This window comes from uncultured Bradyrhizobium sp. (assembly GCF_947648125.1).
Taxonomy (GTDB): Bacteria; Pseudomonadota; Alphaproteobacteria; order Rhizobiales; family Xanthobacteraceae; genus Bradyrhizobium.
In genome coordinates, this window is the sequence record NZ_CANSMR010000022.1 from 109373 (window position 1) to 133050 (window position 23678).

Consider the following 23678-nt stretch of genomic DNA (forward strand, 5'->3'; position numbering starts at 1 on the left):
AGCAGACATCTTCAGAGGCCATCGGCACGTCTCAAACGGGCCAATTCCGGACCTCGAGCCTTATTAGGGATCTCGTTGGAGCCTGAACACTGTCTGCAGGAGTTCCTTCACCGCCTCGCGGGCCGCAGCTGCAGCGGCTTCGTTGTAACCGATGTGAGGATCGGTCTGTACGCAAGGGTCCGCGTACGTAAACGGCTCGCCGGTCTCGGCATTTATGATGATGCCGAGAGGCTCTTCCTTCAACTTACACGCACGTACAGTCTGCGCCTTCAATACGGTCGGTGTCTTCGGTGCGAGCGGGTTATCGAAGACGTGGTGTGCGTCAGGGAATTCGATCAGCCTGGCGTCCTTGCCGGCGGCGCGGAGGCGTTCGAAATAGGAACGGCAAGGAGCTACTGGGTTGTAGTCGTCTGCCGTGCCATGGAACTGTCGGATGGGCGCCGTGCTGACTTCGGTGTCGCCGATGATCGCGATACTGCATGACGCATAAAACGGAATGTACGCCGCAAATTCGATGCCTGGATGCCAAGTCTGCTGGAAGCGCGTAAAGCTGGCAGCCAGCACGGCTTGTCCGCCGCGTGAGAACCCCATCGGTACAATGCGTGTGGCATCGATCTTGGGATGATCGATGAGCACGTCGTAGGCCCGGTACACATCCAGCACCATGTTGAACCGTCCGAGTTGTTCCTGATCGGGATTTACGTCGACCAAACCACGTCCGGAGAAGCTGTCGATCACGAAGGACGCGATCCCCATCTCATTGAAGTACTTCGCCCAGAATTCCTCGCGAGACCCCGTGCCTAACGACCCATGTACGAGGATGACCGCCGGCAAACGGTCCGAAGCGCTTCGCGGCAGCCGCAACTCCCCGGCGAGCGTGACGGCCTTTCCGTCCTTGTCGCCTGTGAGAAACTGTTGATCCGTCAGTGTCAGGCTTTCGAACGGGCGCAATTCCCTGCGTGCCACCAAGTCATTGAGTGCAGGCATAGCCTCCTCCCAGATTGTTTGCCTCAGCTACGCACTTACAACTATGCGTTCGGCGGCTATCAATAAAGACTGGCGGCTCCGGTTGCGTTGTGTGCATGGGGTATTGCGGCTCAGCCTCCATGTTGGGCAGTCGGCGCAAAATGGTGACCGAATGTCTGCTCGGGGTCATTCGCGTTATTTTGTAGTTGGCCATCTACTTCCGATCTACCCCCAGTTTCAGACATACCGCTGCACTGCGCCAACTGAAGCGATGGGCCATAGGCGGACATTCCGATCTCCTCTGACCAGAAGAAACACCGCCGTTCCGGGCAAAACCTCTTTAACCAGCCGCTTACATTTTGCGCACGAGCGGCATAATCTTTCATTTGGCTGTGGCTCTGAGCGTCTCTGAAGGCCAGCGGGGGAGTGGCTGTGCGCTATCTCTTCGAGAATTATACGTTTGACCCGGACCGTCGCGAACTACGCCGCGACGCCGAGATAGTCCCGATCACACCACAGGCGTTCGACCTCCTCGACTACCTGATCCGCAACAGGGAGCGCGTCGTCAGCAAAGACGATCTCATCCGTGCCATCTGGAATGGCCGCGCCGTCTCGGATGCAGCGTTGACGACCCGCCTCAATGCCGCCCGGGACGCGATCGGCGACACCGGCGAGAAGCGCCACCTGATTAAGACATTGCCGCGCAAGGGCTTCCGCTTCGTGGGTACTGTATTCGAGGACCAGCAGCGCGCAGTCGGGTCGGCTAACTTGGCGACGCATGGCGGTGAATTCGGAAAGATGCCGTCTTCAGCGCCCCGTCTTTCCATTGTTGTGCTGCCCTTCGCCAATCTTAGTGGCGACAAGCAGCAGGACGACTTCGTCGATGCGATTACAGAGAATCTTACCACTGACATATCTCGCCTTCCCGATTATTTCGTTATTTCGTGCAAGACGGCTTTCGCATTCAAGGGCAAAATTGTGGATGCTCGACAGATTGGCCGCGAGCTTGGAGTTCGCTACGTGCTGGAAGGCAGCGTCCAGAGCGGGACCGATCGCCTACGCGTGAACGCACAACTCATCGACGCAGAATCAGGCGCACACCTCTGGGCCGAACGCTTCGACAAGCCACGAGCAGCCCCGCTCGACATGCAGGATGAGATCACAGCTCGACTCGCACGGGCTATGGATATCCAACTGATGGCAGCGGAGACGCGGCGTCTAGAGTGCAAGGAACCAAAGGAATTGGATGGAGTCGACCTCGCACTTCGCGGATGGATGGTATTTTTCCAAAAAGTCTCAGTCGCCGGGGCCCGCGAAGCACGTAGTATATTTGAGGAGGCGCTCCGCATCGACAAGACCAACGTCGATGTGCTGATGGGTTTGGTCGAAACCCACCTATGGGAAGTCAACGCCTATATGTCCCAAGCGCGTGCTGAGCAAGTCCGTCTGGCCGAGGCAGCGATGTCTCAAGCGTCGGAACTGACACCACTCACTGCCCGCATGCATTTTTGTCGTGCCGCGTTGTTGGTCGCCCTGCGAGCACCAGAGGGAGCCCTTCGCGAAATTGAACTCGCCATGAGCTTGGATCCCGATTTGCCTTATGTTCACGTGAGAGCAGGGTGGGTTAAGATTTTTCTTGGACGTGGCGAGGAAGCCGAAGGTCATGTGACCACCGCGATGCGCCTCAGCCCGCGCGATCCAATGCTTGGAACCTGGTACGCGGTTCTTGGTCTGGCGGATCTGCACCTCGGTAGGCTTGACAAGGCTGTGGACCGTTTGCGGAAGGCTGTCGATATTGCTCCCAAAAATGAGCTCCCCTACTTCCATCTAGCGGCGGCTCTGGCTCTTCAGGACAGTAAATCGGAAGCGGTCCAGGCCAGCGAAGTCGGAAGGCGGCTGGCTCCCATTTTCCGCATCGGTAAGTGCCGCGTCGAAGTCCAAAGCGACAACCCTGTTTTCTTACGGCAGCGCAATCGAATCTATGAAGGTATGGAAAGGGCCGGCGTCCCAGACTGATGTCATTTCACAAGGGCTAACGGAGAGATGATGTCATCGATCAACGATCACCTACAGCGCGCTTCCACCTTCAAGGCTTCAGTTGATGCATACAATCTTTTCGATAGCCTGCGCACGGCCGGGTTGCTGGAAAAACTGCACGGTGGTCGAGCGAACAGTGTCTTCAGTTCTTCTGTGAAAGTGCCTAGGCCGGTTCGAGAGCTCTGGGGTAATAAGCCGAACGTCCGCTAGGTCCGCTTCGGGTCAAAAACCGCCGTTTTGACCGTCTCGCGATTACTTCCGATCTACCCCGATAAACGGACAATTTCAGCGTCCGTCGGCATGTCTCAAGGGGGCCAGAAGCAGACACCCGATCCCTAACTAGGCCGTGTACCTATAAACCCGGCGGCGTCATTGTGACTGGCAACTACGTCCGCTTTGCTCCTATAGCGACCAAGTTCGTGCGGCAGCGCAGTATGTCGCGATGGGCCACGTCCGGACTCATGCATCGCAGCAAATTGCGCGCCTATTCGATCACCTCATCGGCCAACGCGAGCACTTTCGGCGGAATTTCGAGGCTAAGGACCTTGGCGGTCTTGAGATTGATGACCAACTCGAATTTGGTTGGCTGCTGCACAGGTAGATCCGCGGGTTTGGCGCCCCTGAGAATTCGATCTACGTAAGAGGCTGTCTGTCGGGCCAGATGGGCCAGATTGGCGCCGTAGGACATGAGCCCGCCTAGCTCCACTCCCTCCCTCGCAGCGTAGATCGTCGGCAATCTCTTTTCCGCCGCGATGCCCACGATCCGGCTGTACTCTGCATACAGCATTGGGCTGGGAAACACGCACAGCGCATCAGCACCGTCTCGAGTAGTGGTGGAAAGGGTGCTGGTAATTTCCTCCGGGCTGTTTGCCGGCACAAATTGAAGCTGGATACCCAGCGCGTGCGCCGCATGCTCAGCCTCCTTGACCATCCCCACCATTGTTCGATCATTGTAGGCACGCGGATGCCAGAGGACCGCCACGCGAGAGTGTTGGGGCACGACTTCGCTGAGCAATTGTAGCCGCTTCGTGACCAGCTGCGGGCCGAGGAAACTTGTCCCTGTAATGTTTCCGCCGGGCCGCGGTAGGTTGGCCACCAGTTCATCATCAACGGGATCAGCCATGCCGATCGCGACAATGGGAATGACGCTGGTTGCTTGCTTGGCAGGGCCGGCAGCCGTCGTACTCACGGCAACGATGACATCCACGTTGTGCTTCACCAATTCAGAAGCGGCTTCACGAAGTCGATCGATATCGGCTTCTGAGAGCACACGCTCGATGGCGATGTTTTGCCCGTCCACGTAACCAAGTTCGCGAAGGCCAGCCACGAAAGCTTTCAACATTACGCGGTTTGGACTGGCATCCTCAGAGCGGCTGGGCGAGAGAATACCTATTCGCGGTATCTTTGTTCCTTGCTGTGCACGCACGATGCGTGGCCACGTCGCAGCGGCGCCCGCGAGAAGGATAATGAACTCTCGTCGCAGCACGACTGGTCCCCCTGACGCTTAGGTCCGTAGCCTACCACATGCTGAATGAGAACGCGTTTTGCACTACAGCAAATTGGGTCGCTCGACTTCCGGAATGGGTCACTAGCCGCCCATGGCGAGCGAACGGGGGACTTCCGGTTCACCTCGAACAGCCGCCGTTCGCGAATCGTCATGCAGACCGTCAGCTATGGGCCAACAGGCGACATCGCAAGGCCGCAAACTGAAACGCTAAAAGCAAAAAAGCCCCGCACGATGCCAGGTAGGATGCTGCTGCTCGCCCTCAACGACCACAATGAGGCAGTGTATCTGTCCAAACTCGACAGAAGGGAGAACCCGGGGGGTGAGCTGTGCAACAAATGTTCGGAGGTCGCCAATGTCCGCTAATGGAATGGGTCCCTTGGCAACAACTTTCTGACGTTTGTGCGGCATTGGTCGGGTGCGGTCACGTGTCCGCCCTCTCGGTGCGCGATGCTCGGACGCGCAAAAGCGGGCGTGTTGCCGCTATCGGTCTTTGGTGCTCTATTTGCTAGTGCAGCGCGGATTATCCTTGGCCCGGCTTCCCTGTCTTCCGGAAAGGCTGGAAGCAGGAGAGCTTCTGTAAGGCTCGTGAGCGGTAACGGACGGTTATCGGAGGACGCATCTTGGAGCGCAGGCTTGCAGCAATTCTGGCTGCGGATGTGGCGGGCTACAGCCGTCTCATGGGCATGGACGAGGAAGGCACGCACGCCCAGCTGAAGGGGCATCTGCAGGCGTTGGTCGATCCAAAAATCGAAGAACATCGGGGCCGTATCGTCAAAAACACCGGAGACGGTATGCTGGTCGAGTTCGCGTCCGTGGTTGACGCGGTACGATGCGCCGTTGAAGTGCAACGCGGCATGAGCGAGCGGAACGTCGGGGTAAGTGTCGACAAGCGGATCGAGTTTCGCGTTGGCGTCAACCTCGGCGACATCATGATCGAGGAGAACGATATTTATGGCGATGGCGTGAACATCGCCGCACGGCTTGAGGGGATAGCCGAACCGGGTGGAATCTGCATTTCGCGCCAGGCACGCGATCACCTGGTCGAAAAACTCGCGTTCACCTGCGAGAAGCTGGGGCTTCGGAACCTCAAGAACATCGCCAAGCCCGTCGAAGTCTATTCGGTGAACTTCGATTCCGCCAGCATGACGCAAGAGATCAAATATTGCCGGGCGCCCGATGGGGTGCGCCTTGCCTATGCAACCGTGGGGCAGGGTTTACCCTTCGTCAAGGCGGCGAACTGGATGAACCACCTTGAGTACGATTGGGAGAGCCCGATCTGGCATCATTTGCTGGAGGGATTGGCGCGAAATCACACGCTGGTTCGATACGACGCAAGAGGCAACGGGCTGTCGGATTGGGATGTCGATGAGCTTTCTCTCGAGGCATGGGTCGGCGATTTAGAAACCGTGGTCGATACCATTGGGATCGAGCGCTTTCCCCTTCTTGGCGTCTCCCAAGGGTGTGCCATTTCCATTGCTTATGCCGTGCGGCATCCAGAGCGCCTTTCTCACTTGATCCTGTATGGTGGTTTTGCACTGGGCGGCGGCAAGCGATCACCAGAGGAGCATGAGAAGCGAAAGGCGATGGGAACTTTGATGCGCCTTGGGTGGGGCATGGATGATCCGGCGTTCCGGCAAATGTTCACCTCGCAGTTCATTCCCGAGGGCACAAAGGAACAGGCCGATTGGTTCAACGACCTTCAACGGAAGACCACATCACCTGAATGCGCGGCTCGCTACTTTGAAGTCTGGGGAAATATCGATGTGCGCGAATTGCTCCAGCAAGTGCAGGTGCCAACGCTTGTCATGCATGCGCGCGGTGATCTTATGGTCCCGATCGATGCGGGCCGTCAGATGGCGGCCGGGATTCCCGGTGCTCGTTTCATAGCGCTTCCGGGGAGGAATCACCTCTTTCTGAAGCACGAACCCGCAACTGCTCGGTTTTTCGAGGAGATCAATCTTTTTTTGACTAAGTGATCCGGGCTGGAGACCCTTACGAAGGGCGTCGATCCGGTAAAGAAATGTCCGGGTTGGGTCATTCGCGTTATTTTGTAGTTGGCCATCTACTTCCGATCTAGCCCCAGTTTCAGACATACCGCTGCACTGCGCCAACTGAAGCGATGGGCCACCAGCGGAAGTCATTCGCGACTTCACTCTATGACTTTGCGCGTCGTGCCTAACAGCGCGCGATCGCGGAAGGCCAGGCCGCTCCTGGGAGCGGCATTTGAAAAACGGCCCGACAACGCGGACACCCATTCAGCTTTCGGCAACTCGTTGGAGCCCGCCGGGATCGAGCAGGACGGTGGATGCATAGGTGTGTCGGATCAAACCTTCGCGCTCGAACTCGGCGAAGTAACCGTTCACGGTCTTGCGCGTCAGCCCAACCATTTCAGATAACGCTTCCTGGCTGAGACGCAGCATGGGTTTACCACTTTCGTCCTTCTCCCTCGCCAAGCGGATCATTCGGGCGGCGAGCCGCTGGCGAGGTGGCAGCGCAATCGTCTCGGCAAGGAGCTGGACCAAATCGCGGGATCTCAGATAGGCCAGCGCTGCTACAGCCTTCCAAATCTGGGGCCGTGTGGTCGCAATTTGCGCGAGAGCCCGGTCTGATGCGAGCAGAATCAGACTGTTCTCCACGCACCGAACTGTAACCAATCGTGGGCCTCCACCAAATCGCGAAGTCTGACCCATGGCGCCGCCCGCGCCAACCGATCCCAACAGGACCTGCCGCTCTCCGGGCGCCTGACACAGGACATGAACCAATCCACGGATGACGATCAGCAAGCCCGTATCTTCGTCTCCTTCCGCGTACGTCCACATGCCGGCCTGAAAGTCGACCAACCGCGCATGGGTTAGCAGCGGTTCGATGAGATCAACGCCGTGGTCATGCAACCACTTCTGTCGTCCCAGAACTTCGCGCGCTCTAGCGAGGTCGAACTTTTCCATGCCTGATTGTAACAGGAGTGACAGTCTTATGCATCCACTCGGGTATCCTGACCTGGCGAAGTAGCAATACAGGGAGAAACCCGTCATGGCCTCCGAAGTGCTCGATGTTCGTCCATTGGACCGTTGCGGCGCATCAATCGATGGGATCGATGTGACTTGCGCAACTGATGATCAGATCGACGCCATTCGCACCGCTATCTTTCAGCGCGGCGTCGTGTTCATCCAAGGCAGGGTTCTCGCGCCCGAGGAACAGATCGCCTTCGCGCGCAGGCTCGCGCCGATCGTGATCAACCGCTACTTTCCCAAAGCCGAACGCTATCCCGAGATCGCCAAGGTTGAAAAGTCCGAGTCTCAGCGGACGAATATCGGCGGAGCTTGGCACACCGACCACAGCTACGATGTGGCGCCGTCGATGGGATCGGTCCTTATGGCGGTCAAGACGCCACCCGAGGGCGGCGATACGTTGTTCGCCGACCTCTACGCCGCCTATGACGCATTATCCCCTGGTCTCAAGGCCACCTTGCGCACACTCAAGGCCCATCACGTATCGGCTCACGCCTTTGGTGAAGGAGGTCACTACGCCAAATCCGACCGTCCGGAACTGGGCGGTTTCAAGGATACACCCGAGGCGGTCCATCCGGTCGTCATCACGCACCCCGGCAGCGGCAAGCCCGTTCTGTACGTCAATCCTGCCTTCACAACCCGCTTTGTCGGCTGGACTCGCGAAGAAAGCATGGCTTTGCTCAGCTATCTTTATCAGCATGCGACGCAGGATCGGTTCGTCCGTCGCTTTCAGTGGCGCGCAGGCTCGATGGCCATTTGGGACAATCGCTGCACTTGGCACCATGCGCTCAACGATTACCAGGGCCACCACCGCCTGATGCACCGCATTACCCTTGAAGGCGGTCCACTGTCCTGAAGGCGGACTCCATTTCACCCGGGACCGACAGCGGCGCGTAGCGGATACACGAAAACGCCAGGACCCAGGCCAACAAGATGTCGCCTTTGGGTCAATCGCGCTACCAACTTCGGACATGTCGCTGCACCGCGCCAACTGACGCTATGGGCCAGATTCGGACTCACGCAGCGCACAAAAACAGGTCAATGTTCGATCACCTCGCCGGCGGGGCGAGCGCGGGCTCATTCGGGCAGCCCCGCTTTCCGAAGGCCCTCAATCAGCAGCTTCGCGTTTGATTTCCCGCCCCGGGCGATCCACGCTGAGATTGCGAACGTGGGATCGAACTCAAGCAGACGAGCCGCCGCCTCACGGGCCTCGGCATTACGGCCGAGATGGGCGAAAGCGGACGCGAGACAGCGGTGAGCTGGCGGAAAGGAGGGGTTCTGACGAAGGGCTTTCTTCCCTGCGACGATGGCCTCGTCAAAGCGACGAAGCTCAATAAAGGCATATCCCATCCCAGCAAACGACCGGTGTAGCAACGGATCAACCGGGCTCATCCGGATGGCGCGTTCAAAGCTCCGGATTGCTTCCTCCGGCTGCCCCGCAACTCCATAGACCCAGCCTCTATAGGCCCATGCGAGATATGAATTTGGGTTAAGCGCGACCGCGCGGTCAGCCATTTCAATCTCACTTTCGCTATCGCCGACCATAAACGCCGAGGTCATGGCAGCCGTCGCTAACGTGTCTGGATCACTATCGTCGACGCTCAATGCCAAGCGAAAAAGCCGGACTGCTTCCTTGCGCTCGAATTGAGGATCGTTGGCATAGCCCAAAACGACGTTGAACATGTGACAGCCACCTGCCAAAGCCGCAACAGAGCCGAACCGAGGGTCTAGCTCCAAGGCACGACGAGCGAGCCGGAGCGCTTCGGCTAACCCTTCGCGTGTCGTTAGGTAATTCTGCTGCATAGCTCGGAGGTAAAAATCATACGCGGTGAGGTTCTCCGGTCCCCGCCGTGCCGCTAATGCGATTTCTGTTTGTAGCAATTTTGGCTGGATGGCTGAGACAACGGCGGTCGTGACTTCGTCCTGAAGAGCAAAAACGTCTGTCAGGTCGCGCTCGAACCTGTCCGCCCAGATGTGTGCCCCTGTAATCGCATCAACCAACTGCCCTGTGATGCGAACTTTCCCCGCCGCCTTGCGCACGGACCCCTCAAGGACATAGCGGACGCCAAGCCTTCGTCCGACCTCCTTCACATCGACGGCTTTTCCTTTAAACGTGAAGCTCGAATTGCGAGCGATCACGAACAACCATTTAAACCTCGACAGCGCCGTCGTGATCTCCTCAACCATCCCGTCCGCGAAATACTCCTGCTCGGGATCGCCGCTCATGTTCTCGAAGGGCAGCACCGCGATGGAGGGCTTGTCCGGGAGTGGAGGGGCCGCAACCAGCTTCTCGATTGGCGCGCTATGAAGCTCCGCGCATAAGGCATAAGCGCGGACAGGCTTGGAGATGTTCTTGAGCTGCTGTTCGCCCCGGTCCTCGAAGCCAACGTCCAGCTTGCCCTCGACCTCGCTGTACACCTTTTCGGAAATTAGGATGCCGCCGGGATCGGCGACCCCTTCTAGCCGGACAGCAATGTTGATCCCATCACCAAAAAGGTCACCATCAGCCCCGACGATAACCTCCCCGAGATTGACCCCAATGCGCAGATTAAGGGAGCTTCGGCCTGCCGCAATGCTTTGCTGTATCTCCACCGCGCATCGCACCGCAGCCGACGGACTTGCGAACTCGGCCAACGCGCCGTCACCCGTGGTCTTGATCAGTCGCCCGTCGTGACGGGAGAGGCTGGGCTCGATTACTTCGTGTTTGAGTCGCTCGAACTCGGCGTAGGTCGCCTCCTCAGCCCGTTGCATCAACGCAGAGTAACCGACCACGTCGGCGGCCAGAATCGCCGCTAATCGCCTTTGAACCCGCTGCTCGGTCACAACCCCTCCGAATGACCAGACTAGCCACGCCGCTGGGACAAGGAGGAGCCTAGCACTTTGTTGCGGACCTGTGAGCGGCGATCGCGGGAGAGCCCCGTTTGCCCCAAGCGGCATTTGCCGGCCTATGGCAGGGGCTCGTCGCGCTGCGAGATTTGGATCTGGTTCATGTCGGTTTGGGGTCAAAACGGAAGCTGGCCTGCATGATCGGCGTTTGCTCTGCCCTCGGGATCAGACACTCGCCAGCCCGCTCGGCATGTCCGACAGGGGCCAACTCCGGACATTCTGGGGAGCCGCTGTCGTCGCCTCCCGACGGACGCCAATCGGGTCGTGGTGGCGCACCACCGAACCGAGCCAAGGGGCGGTCGCTCACGCTGACTTGCTATATTAGTTGCCCAGAATGAAGCTGCTAAGGCGCGTCAGGTCGCGTATAGTGTAGTTGCCCTTGAAACGGGACAGCCGAAATCGCCGTCCGGGCGAACGATCAGTACTGATGCCATCGGCAGGCACGCTCTCTTAACAGACCGACGCTTTTTTCGGTTCGCGCCACCACTCACATTCCACGAAACGCGCGCGCCGCTTCCGCGGCGGCTCGTCGCGTCACCTTAGGAGAGAGGCGATGAACAAGATCGATCGAAGGGCAGCATTGGGAATCGGGTTGGCAGCGGCTTCGGCGGCCATGATGAAGCCGGCCGTCGCTCAAACCACAGGCTACAAGGATACGACGCCGTGGCCAGGTGTAGTGGTGCGTGCCTACGATGGCGAGACACCATCCCTCATCCCCGGGTTTAAGACCATCTCAATGCGCGATGTCATTATGCAGCCGGGATCGAAGACAGCCGGCCCCCCGATGATGAATGCCATGATCTGCCATATCCCCGAGGGGGAGCTTCGGATCGAGCAGGAGGGAAAGACCTTTACGGCCAAGAAAAACTTTGTCTGGACCTGCAACAAGGACACAAAGGAGCAGGCCTACAACGATGGAAACGTGGTCGCGATCATGCGGATCACAGACCTGAAGGCTTAAGGCGCGTTTCTTCGTAAGAGACCGATTGCAGGTGCGGATGGTCGCACTCGACGAGGCGCGGCAGACGACAGGAGGGAAGCATGCGTACCTACCGTCGAAGGGACTTCTTCAATCTGATTTGCATTTCGGTTGCGGTGACGTGCGCCGCATTCTCGACCCTTGCGCAGGGTTTGCCCGAGGCGAGCCAGCCCGAAGCACTTGGTTTCTCATCAGAGCGGCTGCAACGCCTGACGGGTGCGTTCCAGGCGGATGTTGATAAAGGCGCGATACCCGGAGCCGTGGTTTTGATCGCCCGCAACGGCAAGGTTGCTTATCTCAAAGCCATCGGGTTTCAGGATCGTGAGAAACAAGTGCCGATGAAGACCGGCTCAATCTTCCGAATCATGTCGATGACCAAACCCATCGTTTCTGTCGCAGCAATGATGTTGGTCGAAGAAGGCAAGCTTCAACTGCTCGATCCGGTGTCCGTCTATCTGCCTGAGTTCAAGGATCTTCAAGTGGGCGTGGAGAAGGCCAATCCCGCGACGGGAAATCCGGAGCTATCCCTCGAGCCTGCGCGCCGCGAAATGACGGTGCAAGATCTCTTGCGGCACACGTCGGGTCTTACCTACGGTACCATGGGCAAGTCCCTCGTCAAACAGACCTACAATGATGCAAAACTGTTTGATCAGAGCCAGACCCTAGCGGAGGTTGTTTCGAAGTTGTCGAAGCTCCCGCTAGCCTACCAGCCCGGAACCACCTGGGACTACGGAATGTCCGCCGACGTGTTGGGGCGCATTGTCGAAGTCGTTTCCGGCGTGAGCCTGGACCAATTCATTGCCGACCGTATTGTCAAACCAATCGGGCTTGTCGACACGGGCTTCTATGTCACCGAAGAGAAGTTGGAGCGCCTTGCTGAGCCCCAGATCGACACCGCGACAGGCAAGCGGCCGCCGATGTGGGGCGTTAGCAAGCGACCTAATTTGATACTCGGCGGCCTCGGCCTGGTCTCGACGGCGTCCGACTATGCACGGTTTGCCCAAATGATGCTGAATGGCGGCGAACTGAACGGGGTGCGTGTGTTGTCGCCAAGAACCGTTGCGTTCATGACCTCCGATCATTTGCCGCCGGGCATTGCGTTCAGCCCGGTGACGCAGAAGGGTTTCTACGCGCAAGCGTTGGCGCCGTCGCCCGAAGACGGCCAGGGCTTCGGGCTTGGCTTTGCAGTCCGCAATGAGGCTGGACGCAATCCGCTGCCGGGATCGCCGGGAGAATTCTATTGGGTGGGCGCCTATGGCACGGCCTTCTGGGTCGATCCGAAAGAGAAGCTGATAGCGGTTTTGATGTTACAACTACCGCCGACGCCGATAGCGGCGCATTACCGCTCGCTGCTTCGCAGTCTCGTCTATCAGGCCCTTATGGACTGACCGGCTCCCGCGTGAGACCGCCGTGGTCGCGTACACAGAATACGTCGAGACGAGCGTTCAACCAAAAAGGAGTGTCGCCATGAAGAAGCGCGTTAGTAGTGGCCATGATTGCATCGATGGCCTTCGGCGTGACGGCGTGGGAAGCCGAAGTGGAATACAGTGGGACGTTCTGCGGTATTCAAAGACGCAATGTGCTGTACTCACGTATTGAAAAACGCTGCTCGCCCCGCTGGGGCAGCGCTGAAATCTTAGCAGAGGGGGCCGTGAGTTGGTCAGGGGCGGACTAGAATAATTCGGCCAGCGCCTGACCGAAGGGGCCGAATCATGCGCCACGGCTCTCCGACGATGAATGGACTGCCATCGAGCCGATGCTGCCCAACAAGCCGCGCGGCGTGCCATGAGCGAATGACCGCGTCCTCAACGGCATCTTCGTGCGCAATTTCGGAATATTAGAAGAATATCCCTGAGTTGCCCGACGTGTCAAGTCGCCTGGTCGAACGCCGGCAGCCGCCGGCTACTTTGCATGGGGTTGTTTTCGATATTTGGCACCGCCGCCTGCGGCGGCCCCAAAACTCATCCCGCTTTAGTGCCGCACCACGAGTACCGAGCATTTGGCGTAGCGCACGACGTGCCCGGCATTTGAGCCGAGGAAGTAGGTGCGCATCGCCGGGCGGTGCGAGGTCATCACGATCAGGTCGGCCTTCATGGCCGCGGCCTCCTCGAGGATCTCGTGATAGATGCCGCCCTGGCGGACCACGCCCGAGATGCGCCCTGGCGCGATGCCGGATTCGCGCGCGACGATCGCGAGCGCTTCCTCCGATGTTTCACGCTGCTGGCTGTCGAAATCCGCCGGCACATATTCGGCGAGCATCACCGGCGTCATCGGCAGCACGTTGAGCAGACGCACCGCGCCGTTCCATGTTTGCGACAGCGTCGCAGCGGTTGCGATCGCAGGCTTCGCCAGATCGGTATCGGCGAGGTCGATCGGCACGAGAATAGACTTGTACATCTGCGCCTCCTGTCCGCGATTGGTCTGGAGCCGTTTGGTCCCTGTGCCGGGACGCGCGCCTTCTTCTTCTTGAGTTAGCTTGTCGTGTCGCCGCGAACCGGTCCCCCTGTCGCGTCGACATCAATATAGCATGGCAGAGCGGCGCTGTCCGCTTGCGTCAGCCGCGCGAGGCCTGCTTCAACAGTTTCGGGCTGACGAACAGGACGAGCTTGCCGCGCCGGAAGGAGACGTCGTTCCAGTCGTCTGTCGCGAAGTCGAAGACGGCGAGCCCGGAGGTCGGCAGATTGTCGCCGAGCGCGCGCTTGGCGGCCTCGTCGCCGCTGCCGGTCAGCGTCAGCGCGAGCTCGTGCATGCCGGGATTATGGCCGATCAGCATCAGCCGCTTCGGATCGGTGACGGAGGCCGTCCGGATCGCGGTGAGCAGCTGCGCCGGATCGGCGCCGTAGAGTCCCGGCACGAATTTGACTTTCGGCGCGGGTCCGGCGGCCTTCAGCGCCTCGCGCACGATCTCCCAGGTCTGCGTGGTGCGGACCGCCGGCGATACCAGCGCCAGATCGGGCCGGGGCGGGTGGCGGGCGATCCAGCCGCCGATCTCCGCCGCATCGCGGTGGCCGCGCTCGTCGAGACGACGGTCCTGGTCCTGCCCCGAAGGCGCGTCGGTTTCGGTCTTGGCGTGACGCAGCAGCAGCAAACGGCGCATGGACTTCCATCTCGATTCGGTCTGGTCGAATTAATTCTACAGGCGCATGCCCTGGACAAGGTGACAAGCGCCGCAGCGGTTCGTAAGAAACGACATGAGCGAGACTTCCACAAGTGCGGCAGACGGCCCCGACGAGGCGGCCTCGCCGTTCCGCGACCGTCTGGCATTCGACCTCGACGTCGACATTTGCGTGGTCGGGGCGGGGCTGGCCGGCCTGACCGTGGCACGCGAGGCGGCGCGGCTTGGCGCCAGCGTCGCCGTGCTCGAGGGCCGCCAGATCGGCTGGAACGCCTCCGGACATCATCTCGGCACCGTGATGCCAGGTTTCGGCCTGCCGATATCAGATGTGATCGAGCGCGTCGGCCTCGATGATGCCCGCGAATTGTGGGCGCTGTCGAAGGAGGGCGCAGAGTATGTCCGCGCCACCGCCACCGAGGATCTGATCCCGGGCATCAGGGCGAGCGACGGCGCGCTGGAAGTCTCCAATGTCGATGTCGGCGAAGCGCTGATCAGCCGCCTGCAGACGCTGGGTGAGGAATTTGCCACCGAAGTCGAAGGCTGGCAGGTCGATCGCGTGCGCAGCGTGCTGAGGACCGGGCGCTATTTCCACGGCATCTATTATCCGAAGGCATTCCAGATCGATGGCCGCAAATATGTGCACGGTCTCGCCGCGCTGGCAATGCGGGCGGGTGTGCGGATCTTCGAGGAGACGCCGGTCGTCAGCATCGATTTTTCGGGCATCCGCAAACGCATCGTGACGCCGACGGCGCGACTGCGTGCGAACCATATTGTCCTCGCCGGCAACATCCATCTCGGCGCGCCGCTCAAGCGTTTGTCGGATACGCTGCTGCCGGTGTGGCGCTATGCGGCGTTGACCGAACCGCTCGGGGAACGGCTGGCGGAGGCGATCGCCTTTTCCGGCTCGGTCGTCGACAGCGACGGCATCGATCATTTCCGTGTCGTCGATGGCGATCGCCTGTTGTGGGCCAGTCCCGAAACCACCTGGGACGCCCGGCCGAGGCGGCTCGGTGCGGCGGTGCAGCGCCGCATCGCCACGGTGTTTCCCCAGCTCGGCAAGGTTCCGATCGCCGACACGTTCGGCGGCGCAGTCGGTGTCACCGTGCATGGCATGCCGCAGATTGGGCAGTTGCGCCGGGGCCTGTGGGTGGCGAGCGGCTTCGGCCGGCAGGGGCTCAACACCTCGGCGCTCGCCGGGCAGTTGATCGCGCGCAGCATCCTGTGGGGCGACGACCGCTGGCGGCTGTTTTCGCCGTTCGAGCTGGTCTGGGCCGGCGGCACCACCGGTCGCGTCGCCGGTCATTTCATCGGCCTGTGGGCGAGGGGCGCCGCATCCGCGGCAGGGGTTCTGGCGCGTTACCGCGAGGGTGCACGTGCGAAGGAGCGCCTCCGCGAGGCGCGGCTGGCCGAGGCCAATCTCAAGGCAGGAACCCGGGGACCGGCGCCCCGCCGCCCGCCGCCGTCCGCCGTGCGGCCGGTGCCGCCGCCCGGGCCCCGGCAGGCTGAGGACGGTGAGCAGCCATATGCCCATCCCTCGCAAGAAAGTGAGCGGATCTCCGACGGGCGGATGTAACGTGAGGCGGCGGGGTTCGTATTTGGTGACGAGCCAGTTTGCCAATCCTGTTCGCCAGCTTTGGCCGCCCGTATCGGAGATGATTGATGATCGATCGCCGCATCCTGCTTGCTTCCGTCGCCGGCCTGTTCGGCTTCGCCGCCTTCCGCTGGCTGCGCGCCTCGCCGGCGCAGGCCGCCGAGAAATTCGAGATCGAGAAGACCGACGCCGAGTGGCGCGCGCAGCTCACGCCGCAGCAGTACGAGATCCTGCGCAAGGAGGGCACCGAGCGGCCGGGATCGAGCCCGCTGCTCAAGGAGCACCGCAAGGGCATCTTCGCCTGCGCCGGCTGCGACCTGCCGCTGTTCTCGTCCGAGACCAAGTATGAGAGCGGCACCGGCTGGCCGAGCTTCTGGAAGCCGCTGGACAATGCGATCGGCACCACGTCGGACCGCACCTTCGGCATGCTGCGCACCGAGGTGCATTGCCGCCGCTGCGGCGGCCATCTCGGTCATGTCTTCGACGACGGTCCGAAGCCGACCGGGCTGCGCTACTGCATGGACGGTTTTGCGCTGGTGTTCCACCCGGCCGCACCCTCGGCGACCTGATGGCCCGTACCGTTTTCGAGTGAGGTGGATACCGGCTCGCGCCAGGAAAACGCGTCAAACTAGGAAGCGTTTTCGAGCGAATTGGATGCCGGTTCGCGTCAGGAAGGCGCATCAAACCAAGACGTAGGAGGGCGGTCAGAACTCCGCTCCGTCCCGGCAATTGTTGCCTGCCCGGCAATTGTGCCCCGGTTAAACGGCCGGGGCTTTTTTTTCAAGCGCATGATTTTGTTACGTTTCGTTTCGTGGCACGACCTTTGCGACATGCTCCGCCGATGCGGCCATTCCTGTGATTGCCAGCCGCCGGGAATCGAATTGGAGAACATGTCATGGGTATCTTCGGCGCTCTTACGACGGCGGTCGGTGGCTTGCGCGCAGGATCCTACGCGCTCGAAAACATCTCCGGTAACATCGCCAACTCGCAGACCACGGCGTTCAAGCGCATCGATACCTCCTTTCTCGACCTCGTCCCGCAGACTGCGCTGACCGCGCAGCTCGCCGGCGGCGTCACGGCGCAGTCGCGCTCGACCAACTCGGTGCAGGGCGACGTGCAGTCGGCGTCGGTCGCGACCTTCATGGCGATCAACGGCAACGGCTTCTTCGCGGTGCAAAAGCCGGGCAGCTTCACCGACGGCTCGCCGGTGTTCGACGGCGTCGACCGCTACACCCGCCGCGGCGATTTCCAGCTCAACAAGGACGGCTATCTCGTCAACGGCGCCGGTTATTATCTCGAGGGCGTGCCGATCGACCCGACCACGGGCAACCCGTCGGGCTCCTCGCCGAAGGTGCTGCGGTTCAAGAACGACTTCCTGCCGGCGCAGCAGACCACCAAGATCGACTACCGTGCCAACCTCGCGTCCTATCCCTTGACCACGGCGCACGATACCTCGGTTCCGGGCTCCGAGCTGATCCGGCCGGGCGCGTTCAGCGCCGGTCATAATCCGCTGGTGCTGGGCACGCCGGCCGCGCCATATACCGATTCATCGGTTACCGGCACCGCGCAGAACAACAAGGCGACGCCATCGGTCGCCAACACCGCCGCGACCCTGCTTTCGGGCGCGGCGGGCAGCGATTCGATCAATGCCAGCTTCAGCGCCGGCTCTGCCGGCCCCCCGGTCGTGCCGGCCGATACGATCACGGTCAACGGCACCGTCATCACCTTCGTGGCGTCGGGCGCGACCGGCAACCAGCTGAACGTCACCGACAGCATCGGGACGCTGCTCGCCAAGATCGACTCGATTACCGGTACCGCGACGCCGTCGACCATCAGCGGCGGCAAGATCACCCTGCATTCGGGCACGTCGGCCGACCTCAACGTGACGAGCTCGAACTCGACCGCGCTTGCGGCGCTCGGCTTCACCGGCTCGGCGGTTGCGACCCGCGGCGGCGGCGGCACGGTCGGCACCGGCCAGGTCGTCGGCAACGACAACTCGACCTTCCTGAACGAATCCGTCTCGGGCGGCGCCGTCACGGCCTACGACGTGTCGGGTGCGCCGGTGAACCTGCAATTCCGCTGGGCCAAGACCGACAGCTCCTCGCTAGGCTCCGGACATACCGATAGCTGGAACCTGTTCTATCAGGTCAATCCCAACGCAACCGGCACGCAGGTCTCCTGGCAGAACGCCAACATCAACTTCACCTTCGCGTCGAACGGCCAGATGTCGCCGGCGATCTCCTCGGTCGCGCTCAACAATGCCGTCGTCAACGGCGTGTCGCTCGGCAGCCCCGTGATCAATTTCGGCTCCGGCGGCGTGACCCAGTTCGCGGACGCCAACGGCAACGTCCAGGTCAACCAGATCCAGCAGGACGGCTTCCCGGCCGGCCAGCTGCAGTCGGTCAGCGTCTCGACCAACGGCCGCATCGTCGGCAACTACACCAACGGCCGCAACATCGACCTCGCCGAAATCTCGGTGGCGACCTTCAACGGCACCAACTTCCTCAAGCGCATCGACGGCGGTGCGTTCGAGGCGACCGACGAGTCCGGCGCGGCGTTGTTCGGCAAGGCCGGCACCATCGTCGGTTCGTCGCTCGAGAGCTCGAACACCGATATTGCCGACGAGTTCACCAAGCTGATCGTGACCCAGCAGGCCTATTCGGCCAACACCAAGGTGATCACGACGACCAATTCGATGGTGCAGGATCTCCTGAACGTCGTGCGCTGATCGCAGCGGCGACGCGCGTGTGAAGCAGTAGAGGCGAGTACACAACATGGGTTTGAGCCAAGCCCTTTCCACCGCGATGTCGGGCCTGCGCGCCACGCAGGCCTCGCTCTCGCTCGTGTCGTCGAACGTCGCCAACGCGGAGACGCCCGGCTACGTCAGGAAGACGCTCAACCAGGACACCGGCACCACCGGCCAGTTCGGGTCGAGCGTTCTCATCACCGGCGTCAACCGCCAGCTCGACGAATTCCTGCAGACCCAGCTTCGTACCGAGACGTCCGGCGCGTCCTACGCTGACGTCCGCTCGAGCTTCCTTGCCAATCTGCAGGGCGTCTACGGCAATCCCGACTCCACCGGCACGATCGAGGACGCCTACAACAAGTTCCTGACCGCTGTGCAGGGGCTGTCGACCAGCCCGGACTCACAGTCGGCCCGCATCGGCGTCGTCAATGCCGCGCAATCCATGGCGCAGCAGCTCAACGCGACCTCGCAGGGAATCCAGACGCTGCGCGCCAACGCCGAGGCCGGCATCAGCGACTCCGTCAACACCGCCAACAATGCGATGCAGCAGATCGCGCGCCTCAATGTGCAGCTGCAGGCCAATGGCGGCACGACCGATGCGTCGACCGCGGCACTGCTCGATCAGCGCGACCGTTACGTTACACAGCTTTCGCAGCTGATGGACATCCGCACCGTCACCAACAGCCAGAACCAGGTGACCGTGTTCACCAATTCCGGCGTGCAGCTGGTCGGCACCGAGGCGGCGACGCTCAGCTTCAACGCCCAGGGCACGATGACGCCCAACACGCTGTACAATACCGACCCGACCAAGAGCACTGTCGGCACCATCACCATCAATTTCCCGCATGGCGGCACCTATGACATGGTGTCGACCAACTCGATCCGATCAGGCAAGATCGCGGCCTATCTCGAGCTGCGCGACAACACGCTGGCCCAGGCCCAGACGCAGATCGACCAGTTCGCCGCCGCGATGTCGAGCGCGCTGTCGGACAAGACGACGGCGGGCACCGCGGCGACTGCGGGAGCGCAGTCCGGCTTCGACCTCGATCTCTCGGGGCTGCAGAGCGGCAACACCATCCACGTCTCCTACAAGGACAACACCACCGGCATCACGCACAATCTGTCGATCGTCCGCGTCGACGATCCGAGCGTGCTGCCGCTCAGCAATACCGCAACCGTCGATCCGAACGACGAGGTGCTGGGTGTGGATTTCTCCGGCGGCATGAGCTCGGTGCTGTCGCAGCTCAACGGCGCGCTCGGCGGAACCGGCCTGCAATTCTCCAATCCGTCCGGGTCGACGCTGCGCGTGCTCAACGACGGCGCTGCCAACAAGGCCAACGTCACCGCGGCATCGGTCACCTCAACCGTTTCGTCGCTGACGTCGGGCAATCCGCAGCTTCCGTTGTTCACCGACAATGGCGGGCTCTACACCGGCGCGATCACGGCGAACGGCTCGCAGTCGACTGGCCTCGCTGCACGCATCAGCGTCAACACCGCCCTGGTCGGCGATCCCTCGCGCATGGTCGTGTACTCGACCAATCCGCAGACACCGGCCGGCGACACCACGCGCGCGAACCTCATTCTGAACCAACTGTCGAACGCGTCGTACAGTTATTCGCCGAAGACCGGCCTTGGCACGTCAGGCGCGCCGTTCACCGGCACGCTGTTGAACTTTGCCAAGCAGTTCATCAGCCAGCAGGGCGAATCGGCGACCGCCGCCAAGCAATTGGCCGACGGTCAGGACGTCGTGCGCAATACGCTGCAGACCAAGATGGACTCGACCTCCGGCGTCAACATGGACGAGGAGATGGCGCATCTGCTTTCGCTACAGAACGCGTACTCCGCCAATGCGCGCGTGATGTCGTCGATCAAGCAGATGTACGACGCGCTGCTGCAGCTCACGTGAGGGTAACATGTCGATCGACGGCGTAAGCGGCAGAACTTCCTATATCGGCACCACGATCCTCAACCTGCGCAGTCAGCTCAATGACCTGACGACGCAGCTTGCGACCGGCAAGGTATCGACGACCTATGCAGGGCAGGGGCTCGATCGCGGCTTTGCGCTCAGCCTGCGTGCCCAGATCAGCGGCATCAACGCGTTCTCCGACACGGCCACCAACCTCAACACCCGCCTCGGTGTCGCCAACCTCACTTTGCAGGGGCTGTCCGACGTCGGGAGCCAGGTGAAGAACGCCGCAACGACCGCGACGCTGACGCTCAACAACAGCGGGCAGACGTCGGGCCAGATCACGGCGCAGGCCGCGTTCTCCAATGCGGTTGCGATGCTGAACAGCCAGTCGGGCGACCGCTATCTGTTCTCCGGCCGTGCCATGGATACGCCGGCCACGGTGTCGGCCGACACCATGTTGAAGGGCACGGCAACCCAGGCCGGCCTCACCCAGCTCATCAATGAGCGCAAGCAGGCCGATCAGGGCACCAATTTGATGGGACGCCTGAGCGTCTCGTCGCCGCCGGCGACCACGACGGTGACCAGCGTCGCCGAGGACGGCTCGCCGTTCGGCCTGAAGCTGCTGTCGGTGCAGTCGTCATTGACCGGCGCCACCGTGACCCAGCCGGCCGGCGCGCCGAAGTCCACCTCGGTCGATCTCGGCGCGATCAATCCGAAGGATGGCGACAAGATCAAGTTCAACTTCACGCTGCCCGATGGCACCACCGATGCGATCGAGCTCACGGCGACGACCACGAATCCGCCGCCGGCCGGCTCGTTCCTGATCGGTGCCGACACCACGGCGACGACGGCCAACCTTCAATCGACGCTGACCTCGTCCATCAAGACGCTGAGCGACACGTCGCTGGTCGCGGCCTCGGCGGTCGCGGCGTCAAACAACTTCTTCAACCCGGTCGCGACCGTCTCGGGCGCCGCCGTCAACAACCAGAACACGCCGCCGGCGCCGATCAGCGGCGCCACCGCCCTTTCGGGCGCGGCGGGCACCAACTCGTTGTCGACGAGCTTCGCGGCCGGGGACACCATCACGGTCAACGGCACCCCGATCACCTTCGTTGCCTCGGGCGCCACCGGCAACCAGGTCAACATCACCGACAGCGTGCAGACGCTGATGGCGAAGATTGACCAGGTCAGCGGCACCAAGAACCCGTCGACCATCAGCAATGGCGCGATCACCCTGCATGGCGCCGATGGCGCGAGCCTCTCGATCTCGAGCTCCAACACGGCCGCACTCGGCGCGCTCGGCATCGCCAACAACACGACTGCGACCCCGGCGCCGCTCAGGGTAGGGGGACCACCGTTCGACACGGCAACCAATCTGGTCGCGGGCACGCCCGACAACACCGTGTACTGGTACACCGGCGAGAACGGCCCGGGATCGGCGCGCGGCACCGCCGTTGCGCAGGTCGATCAGTCGATCACCGTGCAGTATGGCGCGCGCGCCAACGAACAGGCGTTCCGCTATTTGCTGCAGAACGTCGCGGTATATGCGGCGGTCACCACCAACGCCAGCAACCCGAATGCAAGCGCGCAGGTGACGGCGCTCGCGCAGCGCGTGAGCGCGAACCTCGCGCCGCAGAACGGCCAGCAGCAGATCCAGGACGTGCAGGCCGAGTTCGCCGGTGCGCAGACGGCGACCAAGGCGGCCACCGATCGTCAGACCCAGCTCAAGAGCATGGCGGAGACGATGCTGGACTCGGTCGAGGGCGTCAATCAGGACGAGGTCGCGACCAAGATCCTGGCGTTGCAGACCAGCCTGCAGGCGTCGTATCAGACCACGTCGATGCTGTATCAGACCACGCTGTTGAAATATCTGCCGGTCGGCTGATCGTTCGGCGCGCAGCTTCGGACAGCAAAAAAGGCCTCCTCGCGGAGGCCTTTTCGTTCAGGGGGCTAGGGCGTTTTCAAGCGAAGTGAATGCCGGTTCGCGTGAAGAAACGCGTCAGAACAAGAAGCCCTACGCGCTCTTGCGGGTATCGTCCTGACTGCCGTTCTGCTGGCCGCGCGCGGTTTCCAGCAGCTTCTCCTCGTGCGCGATCAGCTTCTTGGATTCCTTCAAGGCGTGATAGAGATCGCCGTTGAGGATGAAGTTGTTGACGCTTTCGATGAACGGCCAGGCGCTAGGCGTCGCGGTGATGATGTCGCGCACCAGGCTGAAATAGGTCGGGTGGTGCGCCATCGGGTCCGGCGACAGATACATCAGCTGCACCGCGAGATAGATCAGCTTTGCCGGCGTGTCCGCGGTCTCCGGCGTCAGGATATCCTTCTCGCGCAGGATCGGGATGCGGTCGCCGTCGATCAGGAGGCGGGCGCGTTGATCGGTGTTGGTGATCACGCAATTGCCGACGATGATGCGCTCGTTCGGTTTGAGTTCGACCTTCAGGGCCATGACCGTTCTCCTTTGCCGGGCAGTCGCGCGATATCGTTGCAGCGGAACGAAGTTGAGTTCGGCACTGCTTAGCAGCCGCCGTTGCGGCCCGGGGCCGATGCGACAGCGATCCTTTCCCATGATGGTTAACGCTTGGTGAACAGCGGGGCCGCGCGAGTAGCGGCACCCGGCCGAAATCGGCAGTCGTCTCAGTAGTTTTCACGGCGAACTTCGCGCAGTGGCGACAATTTTATTCTTCGGCATTTGCCTCAATTGCCGTGCTGGAGGTTTCTTTTTCCTTGGCGGCTTGACCGCAGGATCGGCCATCCGCCCGGTCAGAAAGGATTGGCGCGGTATTTCCTCAGTTTCACACCAGAAAGGTATGAAAATGTCCGGTATCATTCTCTCCTCCTCCGTTCGTCAGAACCTCCTCTCCCTCCAGTCCACCGCCGATCTGCTCGCCACCACGCAGAACCGCTTGTCCACCGGCAAGAAGGTCAACACCGCTC

At 61.3% G+C, this 23678-nt stretch carries 17 protein-coding genes and 1 pseudogene; 11 read left to right on the forward strand and 7 right to left on the reverse strand.

Features of this window, described 5'->3' with window-relative positions; genetic code table 11:
- Positions 1 to 63: 63 nt before the first annotated feature.
- Complete coding sequence (locus Q0030_RS30200) at positions 64 to 987, reverse strand: dienelactone hydrolase family protein (RefSeq protein ID WP_298375551.1); 924 nt, start codon at positions 985 to 987, stop codon at positions 64 to 66.
- Between the two features lie 411 nt (positions 988 to 1398).
- Between Q0030_RS30200 and Q0030_RS30205 the strand changes: the two genes are divergently transcribed.
- Complete coding sequence (locus tag Q0030_RS30205; protein ID WP_298375553.1) at positions 1399 to 2982, forward strand: winged helix-turn-helix domain-containing protein; 1584 nt, start codon at positions 1399 to 1401, stop codon at positions 2980 to 2982.
- A 505-nt stretch (positions 2983 to 3487) separates the two neighbouring features.
- On the opposite strand, the gene Q0030_RS30210 is transcribed toward Q0030_RS30205, so the two are convergent.
- Positions 3488 to 4345: an ABC transporter substrate-binding protein gene (locus tag Q0030_RS30210; protein WP_298375555.1), complete on the reverse strand. Its 858-nt coding sequence runs from the start codon at positions 4343 to 4345 to the stop codon at positions 3488 to 3490.
- A 785-nt stretch (positions 4346 to 5130) separates the two neighbouring features.
- On the opposite strand from Q0030_RS30210, the gene Q0030_RS30215 reads away from it, so the two are divergent.
- The gene (locus tag Q0030_RS30215; protein ID WP_298375556.1) at positions 5131 to 6486 is read left to right on the forward strand and encodes an alpha/beta fold hydrolase; all 1356 of its coding nucleotides are present in this window, start codon (positions 5131 to 5133) and stop codon (positions 6484 to 6486) included.
- A 279-nt stretch (positions 6487 to 6765) separates the two neighbouring features.
- On the opposite strand, the gene Q0030_RS30220 is transcribed toward Q0030_RS30215, so the two are convergent.
- Positions 6766 to 7455, reverse strand: a complete 690-nt coding sequence (locus tag Q0030_RS30220) for a Crp/Fnr family transcriptional regulator (RefSeq protein ID WP_298375558.1) — start codon at positions 7453 to 7455, stop codon at positions 6766 to 6768.
- 85 nt (positions 7456 to 7540) lie between these two features.
- Here Q0030_RS30220 and Q0030_RS30225 point away from each other — a divergent pair, with 85 nt between their 5' ends.
- Positions 7541 to 8374, forward strand: a complete 834-nt coding sequence (locus tag Q0030_RS30225; RefSeq protein WP_298375561.1) for a TauD/TfdA family dioxygenase — start codon at positions 7541 to 7543, stop codon at positions 8372 to 8374.
- A gap of 221 nt (positions 8375 to 8595) precedes the next feature.
- Here Q0030_RS30225 and Q0030_RS30230 read toward each other — a convergent pair whose 3' ends face one another.
- Positions 8596 to 10341, reverse strand: coding sequence for an adenylate/guanylate cyclase domain-containing protein (locus Q0030_RS30230; RefSeq protein ID WP_298375563.1), 1746 nt, complete (start codon positions 10339 to 10341; stop codon positions 8596 to 8598).
- A gap of 616 nt (positions 10342 to 10957) precedes the next feature.
- Here Q0030_RS30230 and Q0030_RS30235 point away from each other — a divergent pair.
- Both Q0030_RS30235 and Q0030_RS30240 read left to right on the forward strand, forming a co-directional pair.
- Entirely contained in the window at positions 10958 to 11365 is a 408-nt protein-coding gene (locus Q0030_RS30235; protein WP_298375564.1) for a hypothetical protein, read from the forward strand.
- An 80-nt stretch (positions 11366 to 11445) separates the two neighbouring features.
- A complete protein-coding gene (locus Q0030_RS30240; protein ID WP_298375566.1) occupies positions 11446 to 12771 on the forward strand; it encodes a serine hydrolase domain-containing protein in 1326 nt (441 codons plus the stop codon).
- 583 nt (positions 12772 to 13354) lie between these two features.
- On the opposite strand, the gene Q0030_RS30245 is transcribed toward Q0030_RS30240, so the two are convergent.
- Positions 13355 to 13780 (reverse strand): universal stress protein, encoded by a 426-nt coding sequence (locus Q0030_RS30245; RefSeq protein ID WP_106328268.1) that lies wholly within the window; start codon positions 13778 to 13780, stop codon positions 13355 to 13357.
- A 157-nt stretch (positions 13781 to 13937) separates the two neighbouring features.
- On the reverse strand, positions 13938 to 14480 hold the full coding sequence (locus tag Q0030_RS30250; protein WP_298375570.1) for a histidine phosphatase family protein: 543 nt from the start codon (positions 14478 to 14480) through the stop codon (positions 13938 to 13940).
- 94 nt (positions 14481 to 14574) lie between these two features.
- Here Q0030_RS30250 and Q0030_RS30255 point away from each other — a divergent pair, with 94 nt between their 5' ends.
- The 5 genes from Q0030_RS30255 (at position 14575) to Q0030_RS30275 (ending at position 22629) form a co-directional block, all read left to right on the forward strand.
- A complete protein-coding gene (locus Q0030_RS30255; protein ID WP_298375572.1) occupies positions 14575 to 16071 on the forward strand; it encodes an FAD-binding oxidoreductase in 1497 nt (498 codons plus the stop codon).
- An 86-nt stretch (positions 16072 to 16157) separates the two neighbouring features.
- A complete protein-coding gene (gene msrB, locus Q0030_RS30260; protein WP_298375574.1) occupies positions 16158 to 16658 on the forward strand; it encodes a peptide-methionine (R)-S-oxide reductase MsrB in 501 nt (166 codons plus the stop codon).
- Between the two features lie 326 nt (positions 16659 to 16984).
- Positions 16985 to 18817, forward strand: a complete 1833-nt coding sequence (locus tag Q0030_RS30265) for a flagellar hook-basal body complex protein (RefSeq protein ID WP_298375577.1) — start codon at positions 16985 to 16987, stop codon at positions 18815 to 18817.
- A 46-nt stretch (positions 18818 to 18863) separates the two neighbouring features.
- Positions 18864 to 20741 (forward strand): flagellar hook-associated protein FlgK, encoded by a 1878-nt coding sequence (gene flgK / locus Q0030_RS30270; RefSeq protein ID WP_298375580.1) that lies wholly within the window; start codon positions 18864 to 18866, stop codon positions 20739 to 20741.
- Between the two features lie 7 nt (positions 20742 to 20748).
- Positions 20749 to 22629 carry a flagellar protein gene (locus Q0030_RS30275; RefSeq protein WP_298375583.1) on the forward strand — a complete coding sequence of 627 codons (1881 nt, stop codon included), beginning with the start codon at positions 20749 to 20751 and terminating at the stop codon, positions 22627 to 22629.
- 129 nt (positions 22630 to 22758) lie between these two features.
- Here Q0030_RS30275 and flbT read toward each other — a convergent pair whose 3' ends face one another.
- Positions 22759 to 23190 carry a flagellar biosynthesis repressor FlbT gene (gene flbT, locus Q0030_RS30280; RefSeq protein ID WP_298375587.1) on the reverse strand — a complete coding sequence of 144 codons (432 nt, stop codon included), beginning with the start codon at positions 23188 to 23190 and terminating at the stop codon, positions 22759 to 22761.
- A gap of 304 nt (positions 23191 to 23494) precedes the next feature.
- Between flbT and Q0030_RS30285 the strand changes: the two are divergent.
- Positions 23495 to 23678 (forward strand): annotated as a pseudogene (locus Q0030_RS30285) (hypothetical protein); the annotation flags it as partial.

Bases quoted from the DNA above. Each gene is read 5' to 3' on its own strand.
- Q0030_RS30200 (WP_298375551.1), bottom strand. From the start codon at position 987: ATGCCTGCACTCAATGACTTGGTGGCACGCAGGGAATTGCGCCCGTTC.
- Q0030_RS30210 (WP_298375555.1), bottom strand. From the start codon at position 4,345: ATGTTGAAAGCTTTCGTGGCTGGCCTTCGCGAACTTGGTTACGTGGAC.
- Q0030_RS30220 (WP_298375558.1), bottom strand. From the start codon at position 7,455: ATGGAAAAGTTCGACCTCGCTAGAGCGCGCGAAGTTCTGGGACGACAG.
- Q0030_RS30225 (WP_298375561.1), top strand. From the start codon at position 7,541: ATGGCCTCCGAAGTGCTCGATGTTCGTCCATTGGACCGTTGCGGCGCA.
- Q0030_RS30235 (WP_298375564.1), top strand. From the start codon at position 10,958: ATGAACAAGATCGATCGAAGGGCAGCATTGGGAATCGGGTTGGCAGCG.
- Q0030_RS30240 (WP_298375566.1), top strand. From the start codon at position 11,446: ATGCGTACCTACCGTCGAAGGGACTTCTTCAATCTGATTTGCATTTCG.
- Q0030_RS30245 (WP_106328268.1), bottom strand. From the start codon at position 13,780: ATGTACAAGTCTATTCTCGTGCCGATCGACCTCGCCGATACCGATCTG.
- Q0030_RS30250 (WP_298375570.1), bottom strand. From the start codon at position 14,480: ATGCGCCGTTTGCTGCTGCTGCGTCACGCCAAGACCGAAACCGACGCG.
- Q0030_RS30255 (WP_298375572.1), top strand. From the start codon at position 14,575: ATGAGCGAGACTTCCACAAGTGCGGCAGACGGCCCCGACGAGGCGGCC.
- msrB (WP_298375574.1), top strand. From the start codon at position 16,158: ATGATCGATCGCCGCATCCTGCTTGCTTCCGTCGCCGGCCTGTTCGGC.
- Q0030_RS30265 (WP_298375577.1), top strand. From the start codon at position 16,985: ATGGGTATCTTCGGCGCTCTTACGACGGCGGTCGGTGGCTTGCGCGCA.
- flgK (WP_298375580.1), top strand. From the start codon at position 18,864: ATGGGTTTGAGCCAAGCCCTTTCCACCGCGATGTCGGGCCTGCGCGCC.
- Q0030_RS30275 (WP_298375583.1), top strand. From the start codon at position 20,749: ATGTCGATCGACGGCGTAAGCGGCAGAACTTCCTATATCGGCACCACG.
- flbT (WP_298375587.1), bottom strand. From the start codon at position 23,190: ATGGCCCTGAAGGTCGAACTCAAACCGAACGAGCGCATCATCGTCGGC.